Here is an 18,276-nt window from a genome sequence, read left to right as displayed (position 1 = left end):
CGTATTTTCTGTCCATTGTCCAGCCCCCTCCCCGGCCGATCCCGCTGATGACGTTACGCTGCGCCGGGGAAGACCCGCAGGCCTGCCACGCGCCCCTCACGACCCAGGCGCCCAACGTGGCTGCATGGAAGTGAAAATACTGGGGATTCCGGGGCGAAGCACGGAGCGGCACGCGGAGGGCGCCCCCCCCTGGCAGGCCCCGCCGCGCTGACAGCCAAGTAAAGATGATGAAAGCATTTCAACGGCTAACGGTTCTGGCGTGAGCCACCTTTCTGGGTTGCCGCAAAAAAGCCCTCGCAAGCATACAATACTTGCGAGGGCTTTTTTGCGGCAAACAGCGTCTGGCCCGGAGCGGACGCGCCGGGTTCCCCCATGCCGGACAGGGAGAAATATTCCGGATGACTATTAAGAAGCCTGGGCCTTGAGGGCTTCGGCCTGGGCGGCAGTACCCAGAGCCTCCACCAGCGGCTCCAGTTCACCTTCCATAATCCTGTCCAGAGAATACAGTGTCAGATTGATGCGATGGTCCGTGCAGCGGCCTTGCGGGAAGTTATAGGTACGGATGCGCTCCGAGCGGTCGCCGGAGCCTACCTGCGCCTTGCGGTCCGCAGAAAGCTCCGAATTCTGGCGCTCGCGTTCGGCAGCCAGAATACGCGAGGCAAGCACCTTCATGGCGCGGGCCTTGTTTTTATGCTGCGAGCGCTCATCCTGACAGGTGACCACGGTATTGGTGGGCAGGTGGGTGATGCGCACGGCCGATTCCGTTTTGTTGACGTGCTGGCCGCCCGCGCCCGAGGCCCGGTAAATATCTATGCGCAGATCGTCAGGGCGGATTTCAACGTCCACTTCTTCAGCTTCGGGCATAACGGCCACAGTGGCGGCCGAGGTATGAATACGGCCTTGTGCCTCGGTAGCGGGTACGCGCTGCACGCGGTGGGTTCCCGCCTCGAACTTGAGGTGGCTGTACACGCGGTCGCCGGCGATAAGGCAGATGATTTCCTTGTAGCCACCGTTTTCGGAAGGAGATTCACTCATGATCTCCACCTTCCAGTTTTTAAGCTCTGCATAGCGCGTATACATGCGGAAAAGATCCGCCGCAAACAGGGCAGCCTCTTCACCGCCCGTACCCGCACGGATTTCAAGAATGGTATTTTTTTCGTCCAGAGGATCGCTTGGCAGCAGCATGACCTTAAGCTCATGCTCAAGCTTGGGCAGTTCGCCCTCGCCCCGATGTATTTCTTCCTGCGCCATGGCGCGGATTTCGGGGTCTTCATCGTGCAGCATCAGCTTGTTTTCGGCCAGTTCTTCGCTCACCGCGCGGTGGCGGCGAAAAAGCTCCACCACGTCGCTCAGATCGGCGTGGGCTTTGGTCAGCTTGCGATACTGATCCTGATCACTAAAGACATCAGGTTGGGCAAGGGCCTCTTCAAGCTCCAGATATTTCTTTTCCAGGCCTTCCAATTTGGCGAACATAAACGTCTCCGACTGGCAGTGGACAAAAACAACTCATGCGGCGGCGAACCGCCCCAACCTCACAGGCAGGACGCTTTCGCGAGAATGTCATATTTTCAATATAGTCCGGCGCGGGGCCGGTATCGTGGCCTGCACGGACGGCGGCCATACGGCGGCCTGTCGCAAGCAGCCGCCCGGCACGCCGCATTGCGGCGGCCATGCCTATTGCCTGGTGTAGGGTACAGGCCGTACCCGTTCTCCGGCATCAGGCCCCAGTGCCTCGCGCAAGGCCACCACCGCCACCTCAAGCTGGCTCTCGTCCGGCTCGTATGTGGTCAGTTTTTGCAGGGCCAGACCCGGCGCGCGCAGCACGTGGGCCAGCGGTCCTTCAGGCAGGCGCGCGGCATAGCGGATAAGCTCGTATGCCAGGGCGCTGATGGGCGCCATAAGCAGCAATTTGAAAAATATGGTCAATGCGTGCTTGGCCACGGCGCTCTGCGGCGTATACAGGGCCAGCAGCATGGGTACGAGCACCGCATGCAGCACAATGGAAATGCAGATGACGAAAAGCAGAAATGTTGTGCCGCAACGCGGGTGCAAACGGCTCATGCGGGCAGCGTGTGCCGCGTCAACCTCACCCCCGGATTCGAAGGCGTGTATGGTTTTGTGTTCGGCCCCGTGATACTGAAAGACCCGGCGGATATCAGGCACATACGAGATGGCCTTGATATAGCCCATAAAGATGCAGCACTTGAAAAAGCCGTCCCACAGGTGAAAGCTCAGGCCTTCCACATCGCCGCCCAGATGCAGCCACAGCATAAGCAGGGACATCAGGTGCGGCACAACCACAAAAAGCCCGATGGCCATAAGCAGGGCCGCCGCCAGCGTCAGCACCAGATGCCAGCCGGAAATCTCCTCTTCCTGCCCCTGGGCTACGGCTTCCACAGAGCGGTTAAGCGCCTTGATACCGTTGACCAGTGTTTCAAGCAGAATGGGAAACCCGCGCAGAAAGGGCCTTTTGAGCCAGGGGCGACGCAGCAGGGAAAACCACGGCAGACGACGGGCGAGAATGCTCCCGTCCGCCTGGCGCACGGCAAGGCCATAGGCGTCACCGTTGCGCATCATCACGCCTTCCATGACGGCCTGCCCGCCAACAGTGGGGCAAGCCGACGTCAAAGCACAAAGCGCCATCGTGGCCCACCGGGGCTGTTCCCCTGTGGCCGTGCGTGGCGCTCCCTGCCGTGCGTCGCTCATGTGCGGCATGGTCTGCCGCCCGCGATTACTTCTGCTCAAACTTGGCGTACTTTTTACGGAAGCGGTCAATGCGGCCAGCCGTATCAAGGAAGCGCTGCTTGCCGGTGAAGAACGGATGGCAAGCGGAGCAAACTTCCACGGCCACCTGCTCACCCTTGGTGGAGAGCACGTTTTCTTCGTTCCCGCAGGCGCAGGTGATGGTGGCGTTGAACACTTTGGGATGGATATCTTTTTTCATGACAGCTACCTCATGGAACGCGGCATAATCCGGCTGAATCACCGCCAGACGCCCGCGCGTTTTTCCTCTGGCGCGAAAACATATCGCACAAGGGCAAGCTATATAGCGCTTCTTTAAACCTTTGGCAAGGGGAAAGCGCAAAGGAAAAGCCGTGCCGCCGGAAGCGGCGCAACCGCAGCCCGGCCAGCACGCGCCCCTGCCCTGCCAGAAAGGCACAGCGCACATGCCCTGCACGGCCATTGCAGCGGCCGCATGTCCGTAAAAAACACCCGCCTGCTGCGGAACATTCCGTCACGCCCCGCCCCGGGCAGCAAGCCCGGCCTCCACTCTACCCGCGTAGCGCGTACCGCATGGCGCATTGCCAGCCGCCGCCTTCGGCGCTATATAGCCCGCATGGCAAAAAATCCACGTCAACGCGCAGACCAGCTTGTTTTTGAACAGGGCCTTGCAGACAGCCGCGAGCAGGCCCGCCGACTCATCATGGCGGGCAAGGTCGCCCTTGCCGCCGGTGTACCCGGCGCGCCGCCACAGCTTGTTCCCAAGCCGGGACACCCGTACCCGGCAGACACGGCCTTTGCCCTGCTGCAACCGGAACCCTACGTCAGCCGGGGGGCATACAAGCTGCTGACCATTCTCGACCAGTTCAAGCTGGACGTGACCGGCCTTGTGTGCCTGGATGCCGGGGCCTCCACAGGCGGATTTACGGACTGCCTGCTGCAAAGGGGCGCAGCCCGCGTTTACGCTGTGGACGTGGGGCGCAACCAACTGCACGAAAAGCTGCGGGGCGACTCCCGCGTTATCAATCTTGAAGGCGTGAACCTGCGCCATGCAGAAACCGGGCTTATCCCCGAACCGGTGGACATGGTGGTCGCCGACGTTTCCTTTATATCTCTCACCCTCGTGCTTCCCTCCTGCATGACATGGCTCAAGCCCGGAGGCCTTGTGGCCACACTTATCAAGCCGCAGTTTGAGCTGGGACCGGGCGAGACAGTCAAAGGCGTGGTACGGGACGAAGAAGCCCGGCAGAGAGCCGTGGACAAAATACTTGCATTCAGCCGGGCCAGCCTGGGCTTGAGCTGCCGTGGCGTACTGCCCGCTGCCATCAAAGGCCCCAAGGGCAATCAGGAGTATATGGCGCTTTTTGAGCGTGGCGATACTGCGGCTGAAGACGGCAACACCCCTGGCCAGGGCTTTATAAAATAAAATGTGCTAGTGTCCGGAATAGTCCAGCACGTTGTTCAGTGAGGCGCTACTGCTTTTGATGCGCCCCGCGTCAAAGACGTGGCGGGTCAAGCGCCAGCCTTCCATATCCAGCACATCGAGCTTGCCCTTGTGATCTGGCCGCAGCCCGCGGGCCAGCGCCTCCAGCGTTTCGTCCACAGGAAAATACGCGCCCTCGAAGGATATACGCGCCATGTCCCCGTCCATCTCGATAACCGGAATATCCGTTTCGTCAGGCAGGGCGTCCGCGCAGGCGCGGGCCAGAGCATCATAAAATTCCCGGTCCACAGGGTAGATATGCCCATAGACCTTGAGCAGAGGATCGCGGCTCACGCTGTCACTTCCTTTTTTCAATGCCGCCGGGCAACGGCGTACCTGTTTTCTGCGGTACGGGCGCCATTTTCTGATCTGCCTCAGGCGAATCCGTCCCGTCCGCGCCCGCAGATGGTGCGGCTTCCCGCAGCTTCACAACGGCAGGGGGCAGGCACTGCCCCTGCGCGCGCGCCAGAGCAAGCCCCTCGCAATCACCGAGAGCGCAGGCCGCGCTGAAATCTTCACACATACCCGCTGTATCCTGCCGCTGCATACGCACCGCGCCACGGGCGCGCAAACGCCGTGCCCGGTCTTCACCTTGCGGCTCGATGCCGTAGCGACGGGCCAGGGAAACTGTCAGATCAGCCTCGGCAAGCGCCATCTGTTGCAGGCGCAGATGCCCAAGCGCCCGGATATAACGCGCGCGACTCAGCCCGGAATCCAGATCAAGGGCCGCATCACAGGAGGCCACGCTTTGCAGGGGCAGATCATGGCGCATCTGCGCTTCGGCCAGCAAAAGCCATACCGAGGGGCTGTCCGGCACGAGCAGGGCCGCCTGCTCCAACCGGGGCAGATCCCCGGCCTGCACGAGCCAGCCATCCGGATCGGCATCCGCCAGCATGTCCTGCACGTCAAACATGACCTGCAAACGGCGGGCAGCGAGGCTCCAGTGGCTTTGCGCCCACACTTCGTCCGACAGGGCGGGCGGTGGCGCCTGCGGGAGCGGAGCGGCTTCGGGCGCAGCAGCGCCTGCAACAACGCCCGCAGCAGGGTCTGAAGCAGCGTCAGAAACGCTGCCCGTGGGATTTGTTTTAGCTTCAGGCCGCACGGAGGGCGCGGCAACGGCCGACGGCGAACGGCGCGCGCCCATGCCTGTACCGGCCCGGCCGGAAAAAAGCTCGTCCAGGGCATTCTTGCGCGCATTGCCCCGCTGCTCTCCGTGGCCGGCCACATCCGGCAGGCTGACAGGCGCACGAAAAACGCTGCGGCCAAAACCGGACCCGGCCGATCTGGCTGGATTGGCTGGACTGGCTGGACTGGCCGTGTTGGCCGTGTTGGCAGGACTGGCCGTGCTGACCGGGTTGCCTGAATCGGCCTCACCCTGCCTTGTTTCCGGCAAAAGACGGCTGTTCATAAGCTGCAAAAGGGCCGCGCTCTCCCGCAACAAGTGCAGGCGCATCTGCATAAGGTCAAAACTGTGCAAAATATGTGACATGCGGGCGGCGGCTGCCGGACGGGCCTCAAGACTCACTCTCGCCCGGGCAAGGCCATTGTCGGCAGGAGGCGGCGTACCCTCGGATTTAGGCGTGCTCACGGCTTTGTAAAGGTGGGCGGCCAGCGCCAGACGCTCTTCTGCCCTGACCGCGCCCATGCGGATGTCGCGCCGGTTGGGCAACGCCTCTGCGGCGGCCCGCAAAGCCCGCAAACGGGCGTTCCCCCCGGCCAGAGCCAGCCCCGACGCATGGCTGAGGGGCGGACGAAGGGCAATGCTTTCGCTGCGCTCAATGGGGCTGACAAGAACCAGCGGCGCGGACAACACCCCGCCTTCCACCGGATATTCTCCGGCGCCTCCTTCGCCCTTGATCGGCGCAGCGGGCGCGGCATCAGGTGCAGAGGCATGGGCAGACACGACGGCGGCAGCTTCTGCTTTTACCGGGCTTGCCAAGACAAAACCGCCGGCCACAAGGGCCGGCGGCAGCACACAAAATCCCGGCACAGTCAGTATCATGACTGTGCAAAAAAACAGAAGATTCAAGGCCCGCAAGGGCTTACTTCTTGGCCTCGATAGCCTGGACAATCTTTTGCGCCATGGGTTTGATGAGTTCACGCAACGTGTCCAGCATGAGGTTGTCGGCCGTGGACCCCAGGGGCATGACCGTGCGCGACTGCGAAGCATTGAGCGCCTCGCTGTAGATGCGCCCCTGCCGGTTGGCCAGGGCGTAGTTCACGCGCATGTTGGTGGCAAGGTCTGTGGCGGAATTTTCCTTGAGCCAGACCTGATCCACGTCGCCGGTCACGAGGTAGTCGGGGTTGCCCGCCCGCGCCTGATTGACACTGTCAGCATAGGAAACCTGCAGGCCGTTACGGGCCAGCTCATCAGCCAGAGCCTTGCTTATCCACTGGGTAACGCTGTCGCTGGTGACAAAGGCGCTGTTGTCGCGGCGGGAACCGATCACGGTCTGATCCTGCCGCTTGTCCTCAAAAGCCACCACCGTCACCCGGGGAGCCTTGGGGCCGGGCAGCACGCCGCCTTCCATAAAGGGCGGCGGCATCAGCCGCACATTGTTGGCCGGGCCGCAGGCAGTAGCCAGAAAGGCCAGCAGAACAAGATATAAGACGTTGCGCACAGGTTTCATGACAGCCTCGCGTTTTATAGAAATTCTCGAGAGTATTCCCGTGAGCTATATACGGAAAAAGCCAGCCTTGCAAGGCGGCGTACCCCCATGCTAAAGGAATAATATTGTCGCGGGCGGCCCAGTGCTGTGCCGGCATTCGTACCTTCCGGCCCTTGAAGCTTCTGCTTTTACCCGCAAATATCCTGCGGTGAATACAGCGAAGATAAATGCGCTTTTTTGTTCCGGCCCGGCGCGCAAGAGCGCGCTTTCGTACAAAGAGCACATTTTTTCTGCCGCAGGCCGGGTCATACGCATGCCACTACAGCCTTGTGCCGCAATTTTTACCGCGAATCCGGCGCGATACAGCGCAGATTTTCAGGAGCGGTCATGATTGATCTTAAACTGGTGCAGAGGCAACCCGAAGTTTTAGCCAAGGCCCTGGCCGACCGGCATTCGGGTATCAGCGTAGATGCATTTCTTGAGCTGGACGGTCGCCGCCGCTCCCTGCTTACGGAAGTGGAAGGGCTTAAAAGCAAGCGTAACGAGGCTTCAGCCCAGGTGGCCGCGCTCAAGCGCTCCGGCCAGGACGCTGCGCCGCTGCTTACCGAACTGTCTGCCCTGTCAGACCGCATCAAGGAACTGGACGTTGAAACAACGCAGGTCAAGGCTGACGTGGAAAGCCTGCTCATGAGCATGCCCAATATTCCCGACAGCACCGTGCCTGTGGGCGCTGACGAAAACAACAATGTCGAAGTAAACCGCTGGGGCGAACCTCGGCAGTTTGATTTTGAGCCTCGCCCGCATGACGACATCGGCACGGCCCTTGGCGGGCTCGACTTTGAACGTGCCGCGCGCCTTACGGGCAGCCGTTTTGTCGTGTCCCTGGGCTGGGCCGCGCGCCTTGAACGCGCCCTGGTGAACTTTTTTCTCGACAGGCACACCCGGCACAACGACTACCTTGAGGTAAGCCCCCCCTATATGGTCAACCGCGCCTCAATGACCGGCACGGCCCAGTTGCCCAAGTTTGAAGAAGACCTTTTCAAGCTGGCCGAGTGGGATTATTTTCTCATCCCCACTGCGGAAGTGCCGCTGACGAACCTGCATGCGGGCGAGGTGCTTGAAGAGTCCGACCTGCCGCGCGCATACTGCGCGGCCACGCCCTGTTTCCGCTCCGAAGCGGGCAGCGCGGGTAAAGACACGCGGGGCATCATTCGCCTGCACCAGTTCACCAAGGTTGAGATGGTCCGCTTTGCCCATCCCGAAGACAGCTTCAATCAGCTTGAGCTTATGCGCGGCCACGCCTGCAACCTGCTTGAACTGCTTGAACTGCCCCACCGCGTCATCACCCTTTGCACCGGCGACATGGGCTTTTCGTCTGCCAAGACGTATGATGTGGAAGTATGGCTGCCCGCCCAGAAAACCTACCGTGAGATATCGTCCTGTTCCAACTGCACGGATTTTCAGGCCCGCCGCGCGGATATCCGCTTCAAGCCCAAGGGCGGTAAAACGGCTTTTGTCCACACGCTCAACGGCTCCGGCCTGCCCACTGGGCGCACCATTGCCGCCATTCTGGAAAACGGCCAGCAAAAAGACGGCAGTGTGGTGCTGCCCAAGGTGCTGGTTCCCTACATGGACGGGGTGGAAAACATCGAACCGCGCCAATAATGCCTTTCAGGATACGGCAAGCTGCCCTGAAACTGTTGTAGCGGCTTTGCATTGATAAAAAAACGGGGCTTTGACGCCAGGTGCATACCCATAAGGTAGCCCTGACGGCAAAGCCCCTTTGCATGACATATGGCGCACGACCGCTGAAGACATGAACCTGCAACGGCCGCAACCGTCACCGGCAAAAAGCAGCCTATTCAGCCTGAAAGACTTTTTTAAGCAGGGTCACGTTCATATGGCGGAGCTTGCCCTCTGCAAACGCGCCAAAGGCCGTAAAGTGCGGCGAAACATTGTGCGCGTCCACCGCCTCTTGCGAGGCCCAGGTTTCAAGCACAAAAAAACGGCACATATTGGAAATATCCTCGGTAAGCTCATAGCCCCGGTTGCCGGATTCCCCGCGGCTGCCGTCCACCAGGGCGCGCAGCTCGGGCATGAAGGCTTCACGGTGCTGCGGCAGCACTTCCAGTTCAGCTACTATATGTATTTCATTCATGATACGGCTTCCTTCTTGCCGGACGGCCCCGCGCCGCCCTGTTTTTTGCGTTCCAGCCCCTCGGCCACAGCCTGAGCCAGGCCGCCCAGCGAGGTTTCCTTGTAGCGGGACTGCAAATCAAGGCCCGTGCGGTACATGACCTCAATGATGGCGTCCAGGGAAATAACGCGCTGTCGCCCGTCTTCCAGCCGTGAAAGCTGGGCGCAGTTGACGGCGCGTTCCGCAGCGACCCCGTTGCGCTCGATGCAGGGTATCTGTACAAGGCCGCCCACAGGGTCGCAGGTAAGGCCCAGGTTGTGTTCCATACCAATCTCGGCCGCCACTTCCACCTGCTTTACGCTGCCGCCTGTTACCGCACAGTAGGCACCGGCAGCCATAGAACAGGCCACGCCCACTTCACCCTGGCAACCCACCTCAGCCCCGGAGATGGAGGCATTGATCTTGTAAAAAAGACCGATGGCCCCGGCCGTAAGCAGAAAGTCCAGTGCGCCGTCTTCCGTGGCATGGGGGTAGAAGTTCTGGTAGTAGGTCAGCACTGCGGGTACAATACCGGCCGCCCCGTTGGTCGGGGCCGTGACCACCCGCCCGCCGGAGGCATTTTCTTCGGCAACGGCAAAAGCATACAGGGTGGGCCACAGGCTCAGATCGCGGCGGCCCTGGGCCTGAAGGGCGCTGACCTTGCGCAGCAGGTTGGGCGCGCGACGGCGCACGTTGTAACCACCGGGCAATATACCGTCAGTATAACAACCGCGCTCCACCGAATCGCGCATGGCATCCATGACGGCCTGAGCGCGACGGCGCACTTCAGCCTCTGAATGCCAAAAACTTTCATTGACCATGACAATCTGGGCCACGGTCTTGCCTTCCCGCTCGCAATGGGCGAACAGTTCCTCGGCTGTTTCATAGACATATGGCGGCGCGGGGTATTCTTCCGGCCCGGTTTCAAAGTCCGCATCGGTGCGTATAAAGCCGCCGCCGATGGAATAGTATACGCGCGAGTGCAGTTCCGTGCCGTCAGCGCCATACGCCACAAGCTTCATGCCGTTGGAATGACGGGGCAGAAACAGGCCCTTGTGCAAAAGCATGTCGCGCTCGTAGATAAACGGGATGCGGCGTGCGCAAATAAGATTCAGGTCCGCATTATTTTTCAGCTCCGCTGTGCGCCGCGCCAGATGGGCGGTATCCACCGTGGCCGGTTCCTCACCCTCAAGGCCACCCAGGATGGCTCCGGTAGTTCCATGCCCTTCGCCCGTAAGGGCCAGAGAACCAAAAAGATCCACGGTTACACGTCCGGTCAGGGGCAGCAGCCCCAATACCGCCAGTTCGCCAGCAAAGGCCTTGCCTGCCACCATAGGGCCCACAGTATGCGAACTGGACGGCCCGATGCCGATTTTGAACAGATCAAAAACGCTCAACATGACGTCCCCCGCGAAAAAATGTGCAGTGCCGCGCAATGGCGCGCAACCCCGCCTATTCCCTTGTGACACAGGAGGCCCCGTCACGCAACGTGTGGCACGGCGTGGCGCGTGAAAACGCCTGGGCGGCGGGGCATTGTGCGTTGCACATGGACCGGATGAAAAGGGATCAGCCTGCGAGGATGTTTTTGCGGCCCTGCGGGCGCGAGGGCTTTTTCTTTGCTCTTTATTGGCCGCCTGCGCGGCGGGCGGCCAGGTGGGGCCGGCTATGGGGATACATCCCCTTCGCAGGCGCATTCCCCCGCACCAGCAGGCCCCACACCGGTAAAGACTACTTCAGCGTAATAACAAAGTCATGAATGCAGGTCACGGCCCTGACCGTGAAGCGCTCACACATGTGCGGCGGATCATCGGGGCGGAAGCCGCCGGGGCGCAGGTCGCGACAGTCGAGACTGCCGAACTGTCTGGTAAACACAGCGGCATAGCGCGCGCAGAGGGCCACGACCTCTTCGTCGTTTTTGCCCAGCACCTCTCCGTAAAGGCCGAGAAAAAGCAGCGCTCCCTCTACCAGCCCGCACTGGCCGCCCATGCCCCCGGCTCCGTGGCAGCCCCGCACGGCCTGATACAGTTGGGGATGCACGGGCTGCCCCGTCAGATGCTCCAGACAGTACAGGGTCGTGTAGGCGCAGTTGGCGTTTCTTTCCCAATAGCAGCGATGCACCAGGTCAACAATGCGTTCTTGTGTGCCCATGCTCATGTCACACTCCGAGCAGCTTTTTCCAGCGCGGCAACGCCGGGTCCAGGTCCAGATAGTCCGGGGGCAGATGCAACGGCGCGGCACCAGCCAGGGCCAGCGCCACATCCTCTACATTGCCCGTGCGCGGCAGGGACGCCACATCCTGCAAGGGACAAAGATCAAAATCGTCCACGGGCAGCATGCTCATGACGGGCAGCCCCTTGAGCGCCGCTTCCAGAGCTACCGTTGTGGAGTTTGAAGACCAGACAACAACGCCGGGAACAAGCTCCTCGGCAATGGCTCCCCGGGCCACGCGCACCTCGTCGAAACGACGGCCCAGCAGGGCGCGCAGGCGATCCTCCACAGGCAGATAGGGGTGGGGCTTGACCACGACCTGCCAGCCGTCCAGCAGACCGGCATGCAGGGTGCGGGCCAGCAGAACCAGGTGGGCCTCTGTTTCATCCCTGAAAAAGCTTGTGACCGCCAGCAGGCGCTTTGGCCCGGCCGGTGCCGTCGCCGCGTCTTCTGCTCCGGTGGTCCGGCCGCTTTCATGCGGTTTTCTTTCTTCCGCAAGATACAGATAGCGCAGGGCTTCGACTGTTCCCAGTTTTTCCGGCGGCAGACCTGCTTGCAGCCACTGCCTACAGGCCGAATCGCCGTTGCCGCGCACGAGGTCGGGCTGAAATTCGTTGCAGGGGGCGTCAAAAGTGCGGGGATCGTCAAAATAACGAAAATCCGTGGACCGCACAGTGGAGTGCTGCGCGCCGATAACCGCGCCCGGGGCCGCCCCGCCACTATGGGCGGCAGCGCCGCCGTGTGCGGTTTTTTGTGTGGCTGGTTCCGGCGTGGGCGCGGCGGAGCGCACCGCATAGGAAAGCATGCGCTCCCAGGGGCAGTTCTCAAGGGGAAAAAGCGTCCAGCGCTGCGGCCCTGCCGCCTGTGCGTACACATCAAACGCCCTTTGCTGCAAACAGCGCTCAAGCCCTCTCCAGCCCCTGAAAGACTCGGCCCAGTACTCGCCCATATACGGCCAGAAATTGACATGGGACCCGGCAAAGCGAAAGGCCGGGCGAACGGCCCTCTCCAGCCCGCGACTGCTGACGCACAAACGCAAATGACGCCACAGGGCGGCCCACAGGTCGCGATGGCGCAAAAATTCTTCAAGATAATGAAAGCTCGCGCCGTCCCTGTTTGCCTGCCGGAAGCGGTCACGCAGGGCGATGCACTGTTCAAGACTCAACTGCGGCGCGGGAAAACGGATAAAAAGCCAGCGCACCCACGGCGCGCCCTCTTTTTTAAAGGATATGTCAAGGGCGTCGTGCAGGCTCTCCCAGTAGCGGGAACGAAAGCGCCCTTCTCCGGCGGCTTTCATGTCCACATTGGGAAAATAGGTGGCAATGGTGGCGGCCTGCACCGGCCCGTCCGGCCCATTCGCCTCTTCCGGTCCCTGCACCGGGGGCAGCCCCTTGCCCGCATCCGGAACGGCGGGCAGCCTGCGCCGTACTGACCACAGCCAGTGGGCGTAGCGCGCCAGAGCGCGCAGCGGCGCCGGAGCCGCGTTATACAGGCGGCGCAGCAGGCCCACGGCCGGCTTGAGGTCCATCCCGCTTTCGTGCTGCTCGATAAAGGTGCGGCCCGAAGAGGCGCACATGGCCGCCAGCACCTCGCGCAGGGTGGCGTCGCCACCGCAAAGGCGCAGGGCGGTATACTCCCCTTCGTCCATAAGGCGCTCGAGGGCGCGCAGCTTGTACACCGTGTACAGGCCGGGCGTCATCTTGGGGTGGCGTTCGTACAGCAGTGAACACCACCACATGGAAAGACCGTGCCCGCCCTTCAGGTATTCCTGCACCTCCTTGCCGCCGACCACAAGACGGCCGAGATCATAGGCCCAGGCCGCGTGCTCGGCACGTATGACCTCAAGATCCTTGCGCAGGCGGGCTGCCAGCGGAATATGGCCCTCGGGGGCCTCCCAGCCTTCCCACTGCACAACGGTCTGTGCGGCGCCGCCCGTGAAGCTTTCAGGGTTGACCGGGCATGGACCCAGACCGGGAACAACCGGCCCGACTATGAGGATAAGCTCCTTCATGCGCGCTCCTGGCTCCGGCCAGGCTCCGCATCGGGGGCGTCGCCACTGTCCCGCAAGGGGCCTGCGCTGATGCCCGCGCTGCGACCCGTGCTCAGATCATTGCGCGCCGCCCATATGGACAGGCCGTAAGGCGGATAAAGCACGCCTTTTTCTGTAATGATGCCGCTTATATATTCCGCAGGCGTCACGTCAAAGGCAAAGTTGAGCACAGGGACGTTTTCCGGACACAGGCGCGTTTCTCCCATATGGGTCACCTCAAGGGCCGGACGCTCTTCAATGGGAATGCCCGCGCCGTCAGGTGTGGCCGGATCAATGGTGGAAAGCGGCGCAGCCACATAAAAAGGAATGTGAAAATGCCTGGCCAGCAGCGCCACGCCGTAGGTTCCTATCTTGTTTGCCGTGTCGCCGTTGGCGGCGATGCGGTCGGCCCCCACCACCACGCACTGCACCTGCCCGCGGCTCATGAGCAGGGCGCAGGCATTGTCGCAGGCCACGGTCACGGGGATGCCGTCCCGTTCAAGCTCCCAGGCAGTCAGACGCGCGCCCTGAAGAAAGGGACGGGTTTCATCGGCGATGACGCTGATCTTCTTGCCCGCCTCCACCGCAGCCCGGATGACGCCAAGGGCAGTGCCGTAGCCCGCCGTTGCCAGCGCCCCGGCATTGCAGTGCGTGAGCACGCAGTCGCCGTCTTCAATACAGGCAGCGCCGTGACGGCCCAGAGTTTTGCATATGGCCACGTCTTCATCCTGCATGGTCTGGGCTGCGTGGGCAAAAGCCGTCAGCAGGGGCGCGGGGTCGCCCGTCTCGCCGCCCGCCGCAAGCCACACGCCGCGCATGCGCTCAACGGCCCAACGCAGATTGACGGCCGTGGGCCTGGCCGCGGCGATGCGCTCCATACCCTGCTCAAACCTTGCCGCCCAGTCCGGCCCCTGGGCCTCCCTGAGCGCCAGTACGCAGCCCCAGGCCGCTGTAACGCCAATGGCGGGCGCGCCGCGCACCACCATGGCTTGCAGGGCGTAAACCACATCTTCCACCGTGCGGCAGACAAAGTCGGCCTCCTGTGCGGGCAGAAGCCGCTGGTCCAGCAGGTGCAGTTCAAAACTCTGGTGGTCAAAACGTATGTGGTCGTCCATGCTTTCCTCCGGTGGCGTACCCCCGGATCATACACCACAATAGCCTGAAAGCAAAGATGATAGGGCGCGGAGGAACTTCAGGCACAGCGTGTGCGACCCCTGCCAAAAGCGATGTAACAATGTGAAAAGAAGAGTTTAATTGCTTTTTACAGCGCCCTGAAGCTTTACAAACAGGCTTTCTGCTGGCTATGCTGCATCACACTGAAGAGGCCGCACCCGCAGGTGTTCGCCGCGCCCGCGCCCAAGCGCGGCAGCGCGCGACTTTTCAGTATGCGCGGCCAGATAGCACCGCAGACCGCCGCGCCAGCGCAAGGGCGCTTTTGCCTTTGGCGCGACAATCATCATGCTCCGGAGCAGGACAATGGAAGAGTTTTCACGCATTCGCCGTCTGCCTCCCTACGTTTTCGCCGTAGTGGGGGACCTCAAGATGCAACTTCGCCGGCAGAATATCGACATCGTGGACTTCAGCATGGGCAACCCGGACATTCCCACGCCCGCACCCATTGTGGAAAAGCTCGCCGAGGCCGCAGCCAAACCCATCAACCACCGCTACTCCCTGTCCCGCGGCATTCCCAACCTGCGCAAGGCCGTCTGTGACCGCTACAAGCGCCACTTTGACGTGGAGCTTGACCCGGACAGCGAAGCCATTGTGACAATGGGTTCCAAGGAAGGGCTGGCCCACCTTTCTCTGGCCATGCTTGAGCCGGGTGATGTGGTACTTGCGCCGGACCCCACCTATCCCATTCACAAATACGCGCCCGTCATTGCAGGCGCGGATGTGCGCAGCGTGCCTATCGGCTCCGGTCGCGATTTTTTTGAAGACCTTGAGGCCGCCATGCGCCATGCCTGGCCCAAGCCCAAGCTGCTTTTCCTCTGTTACCCGCACAACCCCACCACCGAAGTGACGGACCTGGCCTTTTTTGAAAGGATTGTCGACTTTGCCAAGGCCAACAACATCTGGGTCATCCATGACCTGGCCTATGCGGACCTTGTGTTTGACGGCTACAAGGCGCCGAGCTTTCTTCAGGCCAAGGGCGCCAAGGACGTGGGCGTGGAGTTTTACACCCTGTCCAAAAGCTACTCCATGCCCGGCTGGCGCGTGGGCTTCTGCCTGGGCAACAAGCAGCTTATCCACGCTCTTGGGCGCATCAAGAGCTATCTTGATTACGGCATCTTCCAGCCCGTGCAGATCGCTGCTACCGTGGCGCTCAACAGCTCTGAAGACTGTGTGCACAATATCTGCAACATCTACAAGGAGCGGCGCGACCGCCTCATTGACGGCCTGAACCGCATAGGTTGGGAGGTTCCCTCGCCCAAGGCCACCATGTTCGTATGGGCGCGCATACCCGAGGCCTTCCGCAAGATGGGCTCGGTGGAGTTTTCCAAAATGCTGCTCACAGAGGCCCATGTGGCGGTTTCTCCGGGGCTGGGCTTCGGCTCTTACGGGGATGAGTTTGTACGTTTTGCCCTTATCGAAAACGAACACCGCACACGGCAGGCCATAAGCGGCATGCGCAAGCTGCTGTCTGGCACGTCCGACTAGGGCTGCGGCCGGGCCTCATGAAAACTGAAAAAACCCGGCGGCGCATAGCCGCCGGGTAAAAAATAAAACACGAAGTCCGGGCCGCGCGCCCGGACTTCGGCAAAAAGGTGCCTCATCAGTTACGGCATGGCGACCGGGCACTTCAGGAGACATCATGACCAAGAACAGCGACAAGCCACTTGTAGTGGGTCTGGCCGGATTCGGCACAGTGGGCGGCGGCCTCGTGCGCCTGCTTGAAGAAAACGCGGACCTCATCCGCCGCCGCTCGGGTCGGGATATCCTGATCAGAAAGGTACTCGTGCGCAACGCCAAAAAGGCGCGCAGCGTTCCCCTGCCCGAAGGGGCCGAACTGACCACCAATCCGCGCGATCTTACGGACGATCCGCAAATCGACGTGCTGGTAGAGCTTATGGGCGGCATTGACCATGCCCGTGACCTCATCGACCGCGCCCTGGACCAGGGCAAGCACATCGTTACGGCCAACAAGGCACTGCTGGCCGAAGAAGGGCTTTCCCTCTTTCAGAAAGCCGACCGCAAAAAACGCATCCTGCGTTACGAAGCCAGCGTGGCCGGAGCCGTACCCATTGTGGAAGCCCTCAAGGAAAGCCTCACGGGCAACCGCATTCAGTCTCTCATGGGCATTCTGAACGGCACGAGCAACTACATCCTGTCCGAAATGACCTCCAACGGGCTGGATTTTGACGTTGCCCTCAAGCAGGCACAGCAACTGGGTTACGCCGAGGCCGACCCCACCCTGGACATTGACGGGCATGATGCGGCCCACAAGCTGATTTTGCTTATCCGCCTTGCCTTCGGGGCCAATTATCCCTATACAGCTCTTTCTGTGCGCGGCATTCGCGGCCTTTCGGCTCTGGACATCCGCCTTGCCCGTGAATTCGGCTACCGCATAAAGCTCATCGGTCAGGTGCGGCAGGTTCCCTGCCCCGAAGAAAAGATCGGGGGCAATGACTGTGGCGAAGGCCCGGTGCGCCTTGAAGCCGGTGTTTTTCCGGCCCTTGTGTACCACAAGTACCTGCTGGCCCGCGTGGGCGGCGCCTACAATGCCGTGCGGGTGGATGCCAACGCCTCGGGACCGCTCTTTTTTCACGGGCGCGGCGCGGGTGACCTGCCCACCGCGGGGGCCGTGCTGGCCGACCTGCTGGCCGTAGCCCGCGATGAACGCCCCAACAATACGGGCTTTGTAGGCAAGGAACTGCCCAAGGCCGCCATTGTGCCGCCCGAAGAATGGCGCTCGTGCTACTACGTGCGCGTTATGGTGCAGGATGCGCCGGGTGTGCTGCGCGATCTTTCGGGCTGCATGGCCGCAGAAGGCATCAGCATGGCCCAGGTCATCCAGAAATCTGACGAGGGCCAGGGCGTGCCCCTTGTTTTCATGACTCACGAAACCACAGCCCAGGCCATGAGCGACGCCCTGCAGCGCACTCTTGACGCCGGGCTGCTCAAAGAACCCGCGGTGTACTTCCGCGTGCTGGGTGGTGAATGATAATTCTCGATCAACCGTATGTTTCGCCGGAACTGGCGGCCTATGCCGCCAACCGGCAGGAACCTGTGCTGGATAACGACATGGCCCGCGCCTGCGCGGCCGAGCTTGAAGCCCAGGGCGGCCCTGCTCTGAACATCGTGTCTGAAGACCGTTTTGCCGCCCTGCTGTGCGAGGGGCAAGACAGCGAAGACGCCTCCCCTCCCCGTCTGTATACCTGCTCTGAAAACTCCCTTGCCTGGGTAACGGACCACTGCGCGCCGCCTTTGGCCCGCGCCATTGAAAAGCTCAAAAACAAGGCCCTTACCCGCGAGCTGCTCCGCCCCCTGGATCAGGACTATTATTACCGCCGCCTTGATTTCGCGCAGATGCAGGCCCTGCCCTTCGACGAACTGCGCACTCCCTGCATACTCAAACCCTCTGTGGGCTTTTTCAGCCTCGGCGTTTACCGCATCAACAATGCGGACGACTGGCAGGCCGCAAAAACAGCCATTGCCGAAGAGTCCTCCCGCTGGTCCGAGCAGTACCCGCTGTCTGTGGTTGACGGCGGCGACTGGCTGCTGGAAGAATACATCGAGGGCGACGAATTTGCCGTTGACGTGTATTTTGACGAAAACGGCCGCGCCGTCATCTGCAATATCCTGCGCCACGAGTTCGTCAGCGCCGATGATGTGAGCGACCGCCTGTACTACACCAGCGCGGACATCATCCGCGACCGCCTGGAAGAATTTGAAGGCTGGTTCAACAGGGTCAACGCCATCCTGGGCCTGCGCAACTTTCCAGCGCATGTGGAGCTGCGCCGCAGCGACGCCGGGCGCATCCTGCCCATAGAGTTCAATCCGCTGCGCTTTGCCGGCTGGTGCAGCACAGACGTGAGCCTTTTTTCCTGGG

16 protein-coding genes are annotated in these 18,276 nt (G+C 61.5%); 5 read left to right on the top strand and 11 right to left on the bottom strand.

Translation table 11 applies throughout. The annotated features are described in order from the left end of the window. Window positions 1–405: 405 nt before the first annotated feature. The 3 genes from prfA to rpmE all read right to left on the bottom strand — a co-directional run bounded on the left by prfA (window position 406) and on the right by rpmE (window position 2,944). Window positions 406–1,473, bottom strand: coding sequence for a peptide chain release factor 1 (prfA, locus tag QZ377_RS04855; RefSeq protein WP_291440050.1), 1,068 nt, complete (start codon window positions 1,471–1,473; stop codon window positions 406–408). Between the two features lie 201 nt (window positions 1,474–1,674). Then, window positions 1,675–2,643: a DUF1385 domain-containing protein gene (locus QZ377_RS04850; protein WP_365854252.1), complete on the bottom strand. Its 969-nt coding sequence runs from the start codon at window positions 2,641–2,643 to the stop codon at window positions 1,675–1,677. Between the two features lie 88 nt (window positions 2,644–2,731). Then, window positions 2,732–2,944 (bottom strand): 50S ribosomal protein L31, encoded by a 213-nt coding sequence (gene rpmE, locus QZ377_RS04845; protein WP_291440048.1) that lies wholly within the window; start codon window positions 2,942–2,944, stop codon window positions 2,732–2,734. A 393-nt stretch (window positions 2,945–3,337) separates the two neighbouring features. Between rpmE and QZ377_RS04840 the strand changes: the two genes are divergently transcribed. Then, window positions 3,338–4,147, top strand: a complete 810-nt coding sequence (locus QZ377_RS04840) for a TlyA family RNA methyltransferase (protein ID WP_291440122.1) — start codon at window positions 3,338–3,340, stop codon at window positions 4,145–4,147. 6 nt (window positions 4,148–4,153) lie between these two features. Here QZ377_RS04840 and QZ377_RS04835 read toward each other — a convergent pair whose 3' ends face one another. The 3 genes from QZ377_RS04835 to lptE are packed head-to-tail and all read right to left on the bottom strand — an operon-like array spanning window position 4,154 to window position 6,834. Then, window positions 4,154–4,498 (bottom strand): hypothetical protein, encoded by a 345-nt coding sequence (locus QZ377_RS04835; RefSeq protein WP_291440046.1) that lies wholly within the window; start codon window positions 4,496–4,498, stop codon window positions 4,154–4,156. A gap of 4 nt (window positions 4,499–4,502) precedes the next feature. Beyond that, window positions 4,503–6,206: a hypothetical protein gene (locus QZ377_RS04830; protein WP_291440044.1), complete on the bottom strand. Its 1,704-nt coding sequence runs from the start codon at window positions 6,204–6,206 to the stop codon at window positions 4,503–4,505. Window positions 6,207–6,246: 40 nt separating this feature from the next. Continuing rightward, the gene (lptE, locus tag QZ377_RS04825; protein WP_291440041.1) at window positions 6,247–6,834 is read right to left on the bottom strand and encodes an LPS assembly lipoprotein LptE; all 588 of its coding nucleotides are present in this window, start codon (window positions 6,832–6,834) and stop codon (window positions 6,247–6,249) included. A gap of 366 nt (window positions 6,835–7,200) precedes the next feature. On the opposite strand from lptE, the gene serS reads away from it, so the two are divergent. After that, window positions 7,201–8,478, top strand: coding sequence for a serine--tRNA ligase (serS, locus tag QZ377_RS04820; RefSeq protein ID WP_291440039.1), 1,278 nt, complete (start codon window positions 7,201–7,203; stop codon window positions 8,476–8,478). Between the two features lie 193 nt (window positions 8,479–8,671). Here the strand turns inward: serS and QZ377_RS04815 are convergent, their stop codons facing one another. The 5 genes from QZ377_RS04815 to mtnA all read right to left on the bottom strand — a co-directional run bounded on the left by QZ377_RS04815 (window position 8,672) and on the right by mtnA (window position 14,341). Beyond that, a complete protein-coding gene (locus QZ377_RS04815; RefSeq protein ID WP_291440037.1) occupies window positions 8,672–8,971 on the bottom strand; it encodes a putative quinol monooxygenase in 300 nt (99 codons plus the stop codon). After that, the gene (locus tag QZ377_RS04810) at window positions 8,968–10,389 is read right to left on the bottom strand and encodes an L-serine ammonia-lyase (protein WP_291440035.1); all 1,422 of its coding nucleotides are present in this window, start codon (window positions 10,387–10,389) and stop codon (window positions 8,968–8,970) included. The genes QZ377_RS04815 and QZ377_RS04810 overlap by 4 nt, the downstream gene beginning before the upstream one ends. Window positions 10,390–10,717: 328 nt before the next feature. Further along, window positions 10,718–11,143 carry a C-GCAxxG-C-C family protein gene (locus QZ377_RS04805; RefSeq protein WP_015939310.1) on the bottom strand — a complete coding sequence of 142 codons (426 nt, stop codon included), beginning with the start codon at window positions 11,141–11,143 and terminating at the stop codon, window positions 10,718–10,720. A gap of 1 nt (window position 11,144) precedes the next feature. Then, window positions 11,145–13,208 carry a TIGR04326 family surface carbohydrate biosynthesis protein gene (locus QZ377_RS04800; RefSeq protein ID WP_291440027.1) on the bottom strand — a complete coding sequence of 688 codons (2,064 nt, stop codon included), beginning with the start codon at window positions 13,206–13,208 and terminating at the stop codon, window positions 11,145–11,147. Then, on the bottom strand, window positions 13,205–14,341 hold the full coding sequence (mtnA, locus tag QZ377_RS04795; protein WP_291440025.1) for an S-methyl-5-thioribose-1-phosphate isomerase: 1,137 nt from the start codon (window positions 14,339–14,341) through the stop codon (window positions 13,205–13,207). The genes QZ377_RS04800 and mtnA overlap by 4 nt, the downstream gene beginning before the upstream one ends. Before the next feature lie 361 nt (window positions 14,342–14,702). On the opposite strand from mtnA, the gene QZ377_RS04790 reads away from it, so the two are divergent. From QZ377_RS04790 to QZ377_RS04780, 3 genes are all read left to right on the top strand, one after another. Then, window positions 14,703–15,884, top strand: a complete 1,182-nt coding sequence (locus QZ377_RS04790) for an aminotransferase class I/II-fold pyridoxal phosphate-dependent enzyme (protein WP_291440023.1) — start codon at window positions 14,703–14,705, stop codon at window positions 15,882–15,884. 154 nt (window positions 15,885–16,038) lie between these two features. Next, window positions 16,039–17,388 carry a homoserine dehydrogenase gene (locus QZ377_RS04785; RefSeq protein WP_291440021.1) on the top strand — a complete coding sequence of 450 codons (1,350 nt, stop codon included), beginning with the start codon at window positions 16,039–16,041 and terminating at the stop codon, window positions 17,386–17,388. Further along, window positions 17,385–18,276, top strand: an 892-nt coding sequence (locus tag QZ377_RS04780; protein WP_291440019.1) for an ATP-grasp domain-containing protein, incomplete at its 3' end; no start/stop codon positions are given. The genes QZ377_RS04785 and QZ377_RS04780, both read left to right, overlap by 4 nt.

Origin of the sequence: Desulfovibrio sp. (assembly GCF_019424165.1) — a bacterium.
Classification (GTDB): domain Bacteria; phylum Desulfobacterota; class Desulfovibrionia; order Desulfovibrionales; family Desulfovibrionaceae; genus Desulfovibrio.
The sequence above is the reverse complement of the archived record's forward strand: the minus strand, read 5'-3'. Positions and strand labels throughout refer to the sequence as shown.

Coding starts and splice junctions, on each gene's coding strand:
- serS (WP_291440039.1), top strand. CDS start 7,201: ATGATTGATCTTAAACTGGTGCAGAGGCAACCCGAAGTTTTAGCCAAG.
- QZ377_RS04830 (WP_291440044.1), bottom strand. CDS start 6,206: ATGATACTGACTGTGCCGGGATTTTGTGTGCTGCCGCCGGCCCTTGTG.
- QZ377_RS04815 (WP_291440037.1), bottom strand. CDS start 8,971: ATGAATGAAATACATATAGTAGCTGAACTGGAAGTGCTGCCGCAGCAC.
- QZ377_RS04790 (WP_291440023.1), top strand. CDS start 14,703: ATGGAAGAGTTTTCACGCATTCGCCGTCTGCCTCCCTACGTTTTCGCC.
- QZ377_RS04800 (WP_291440027.1), bottom strand. CDS start 13,208: ATGAAGGAGCTTATCCTCATAGTCGGGCCGGTTGTTCCCGGTCTGGGT.
- QZ377_RS04805 (WP_015939310.1), bottom strand. CDS start 11,143: ATGAGCATGGGCACACAAGAACGCATTGTTGACCTGGTGCATCGCTGC.
- prfA (WP_291440050.1), bottom strand. CDS start 1,473: ATGTTCGCCAAATTGGAAGGCCTGGAAAAGAAATATCTGGAGCTTGAA.
- QZ377_RS04850 (WP_365854252.1), bottom strand. CDS start 2,643: ATGGCGCTTTGTGCTTTGACGTCGGCTTGCCCCACTGTTGGCGGGCAG.
- QZ377_RS04840 (WP_291440122.1), top strand. CDS start 3,338: ATGGCAAAAAATCCACGTCAACGCGCAGACCAGCTTGTTTTTGAACAG.
- rpmE (WP_291440048.1), bottom strand. CDS start 2,944: ATGAAAAAAGATATCCATCCCAAAGTGTTCAACGCCACCATCACCTGC.
- QZ377_RS04785 (WP_291440021.1), top strand. CDS start 16,039: ATGACCAAGAACAGCGACAAGCCACTTGTAGTGGGTCTGGCCGGATTC.
- QZ377_RS04810 (WP_291440035.1), bottom strand. CDS start 10,389: ATGTTGAGCGTTTTTGATCTGTTCAAAATCGGCATCGGGCCGTCCAGT.
- lptE (WP_291440041.1), bottom strand. CDS start 6,834: ATGAAACCTGTGCGCAACGTCTTATATCTTGTTCTGCTGGCCTTTCTG.
- mtnA (WP_291440025.1), bottom strand. CDS start 14,341: ATGGACGACCACATACGTTTTGACCACCAGAGTTTTGAACTGCACCTG.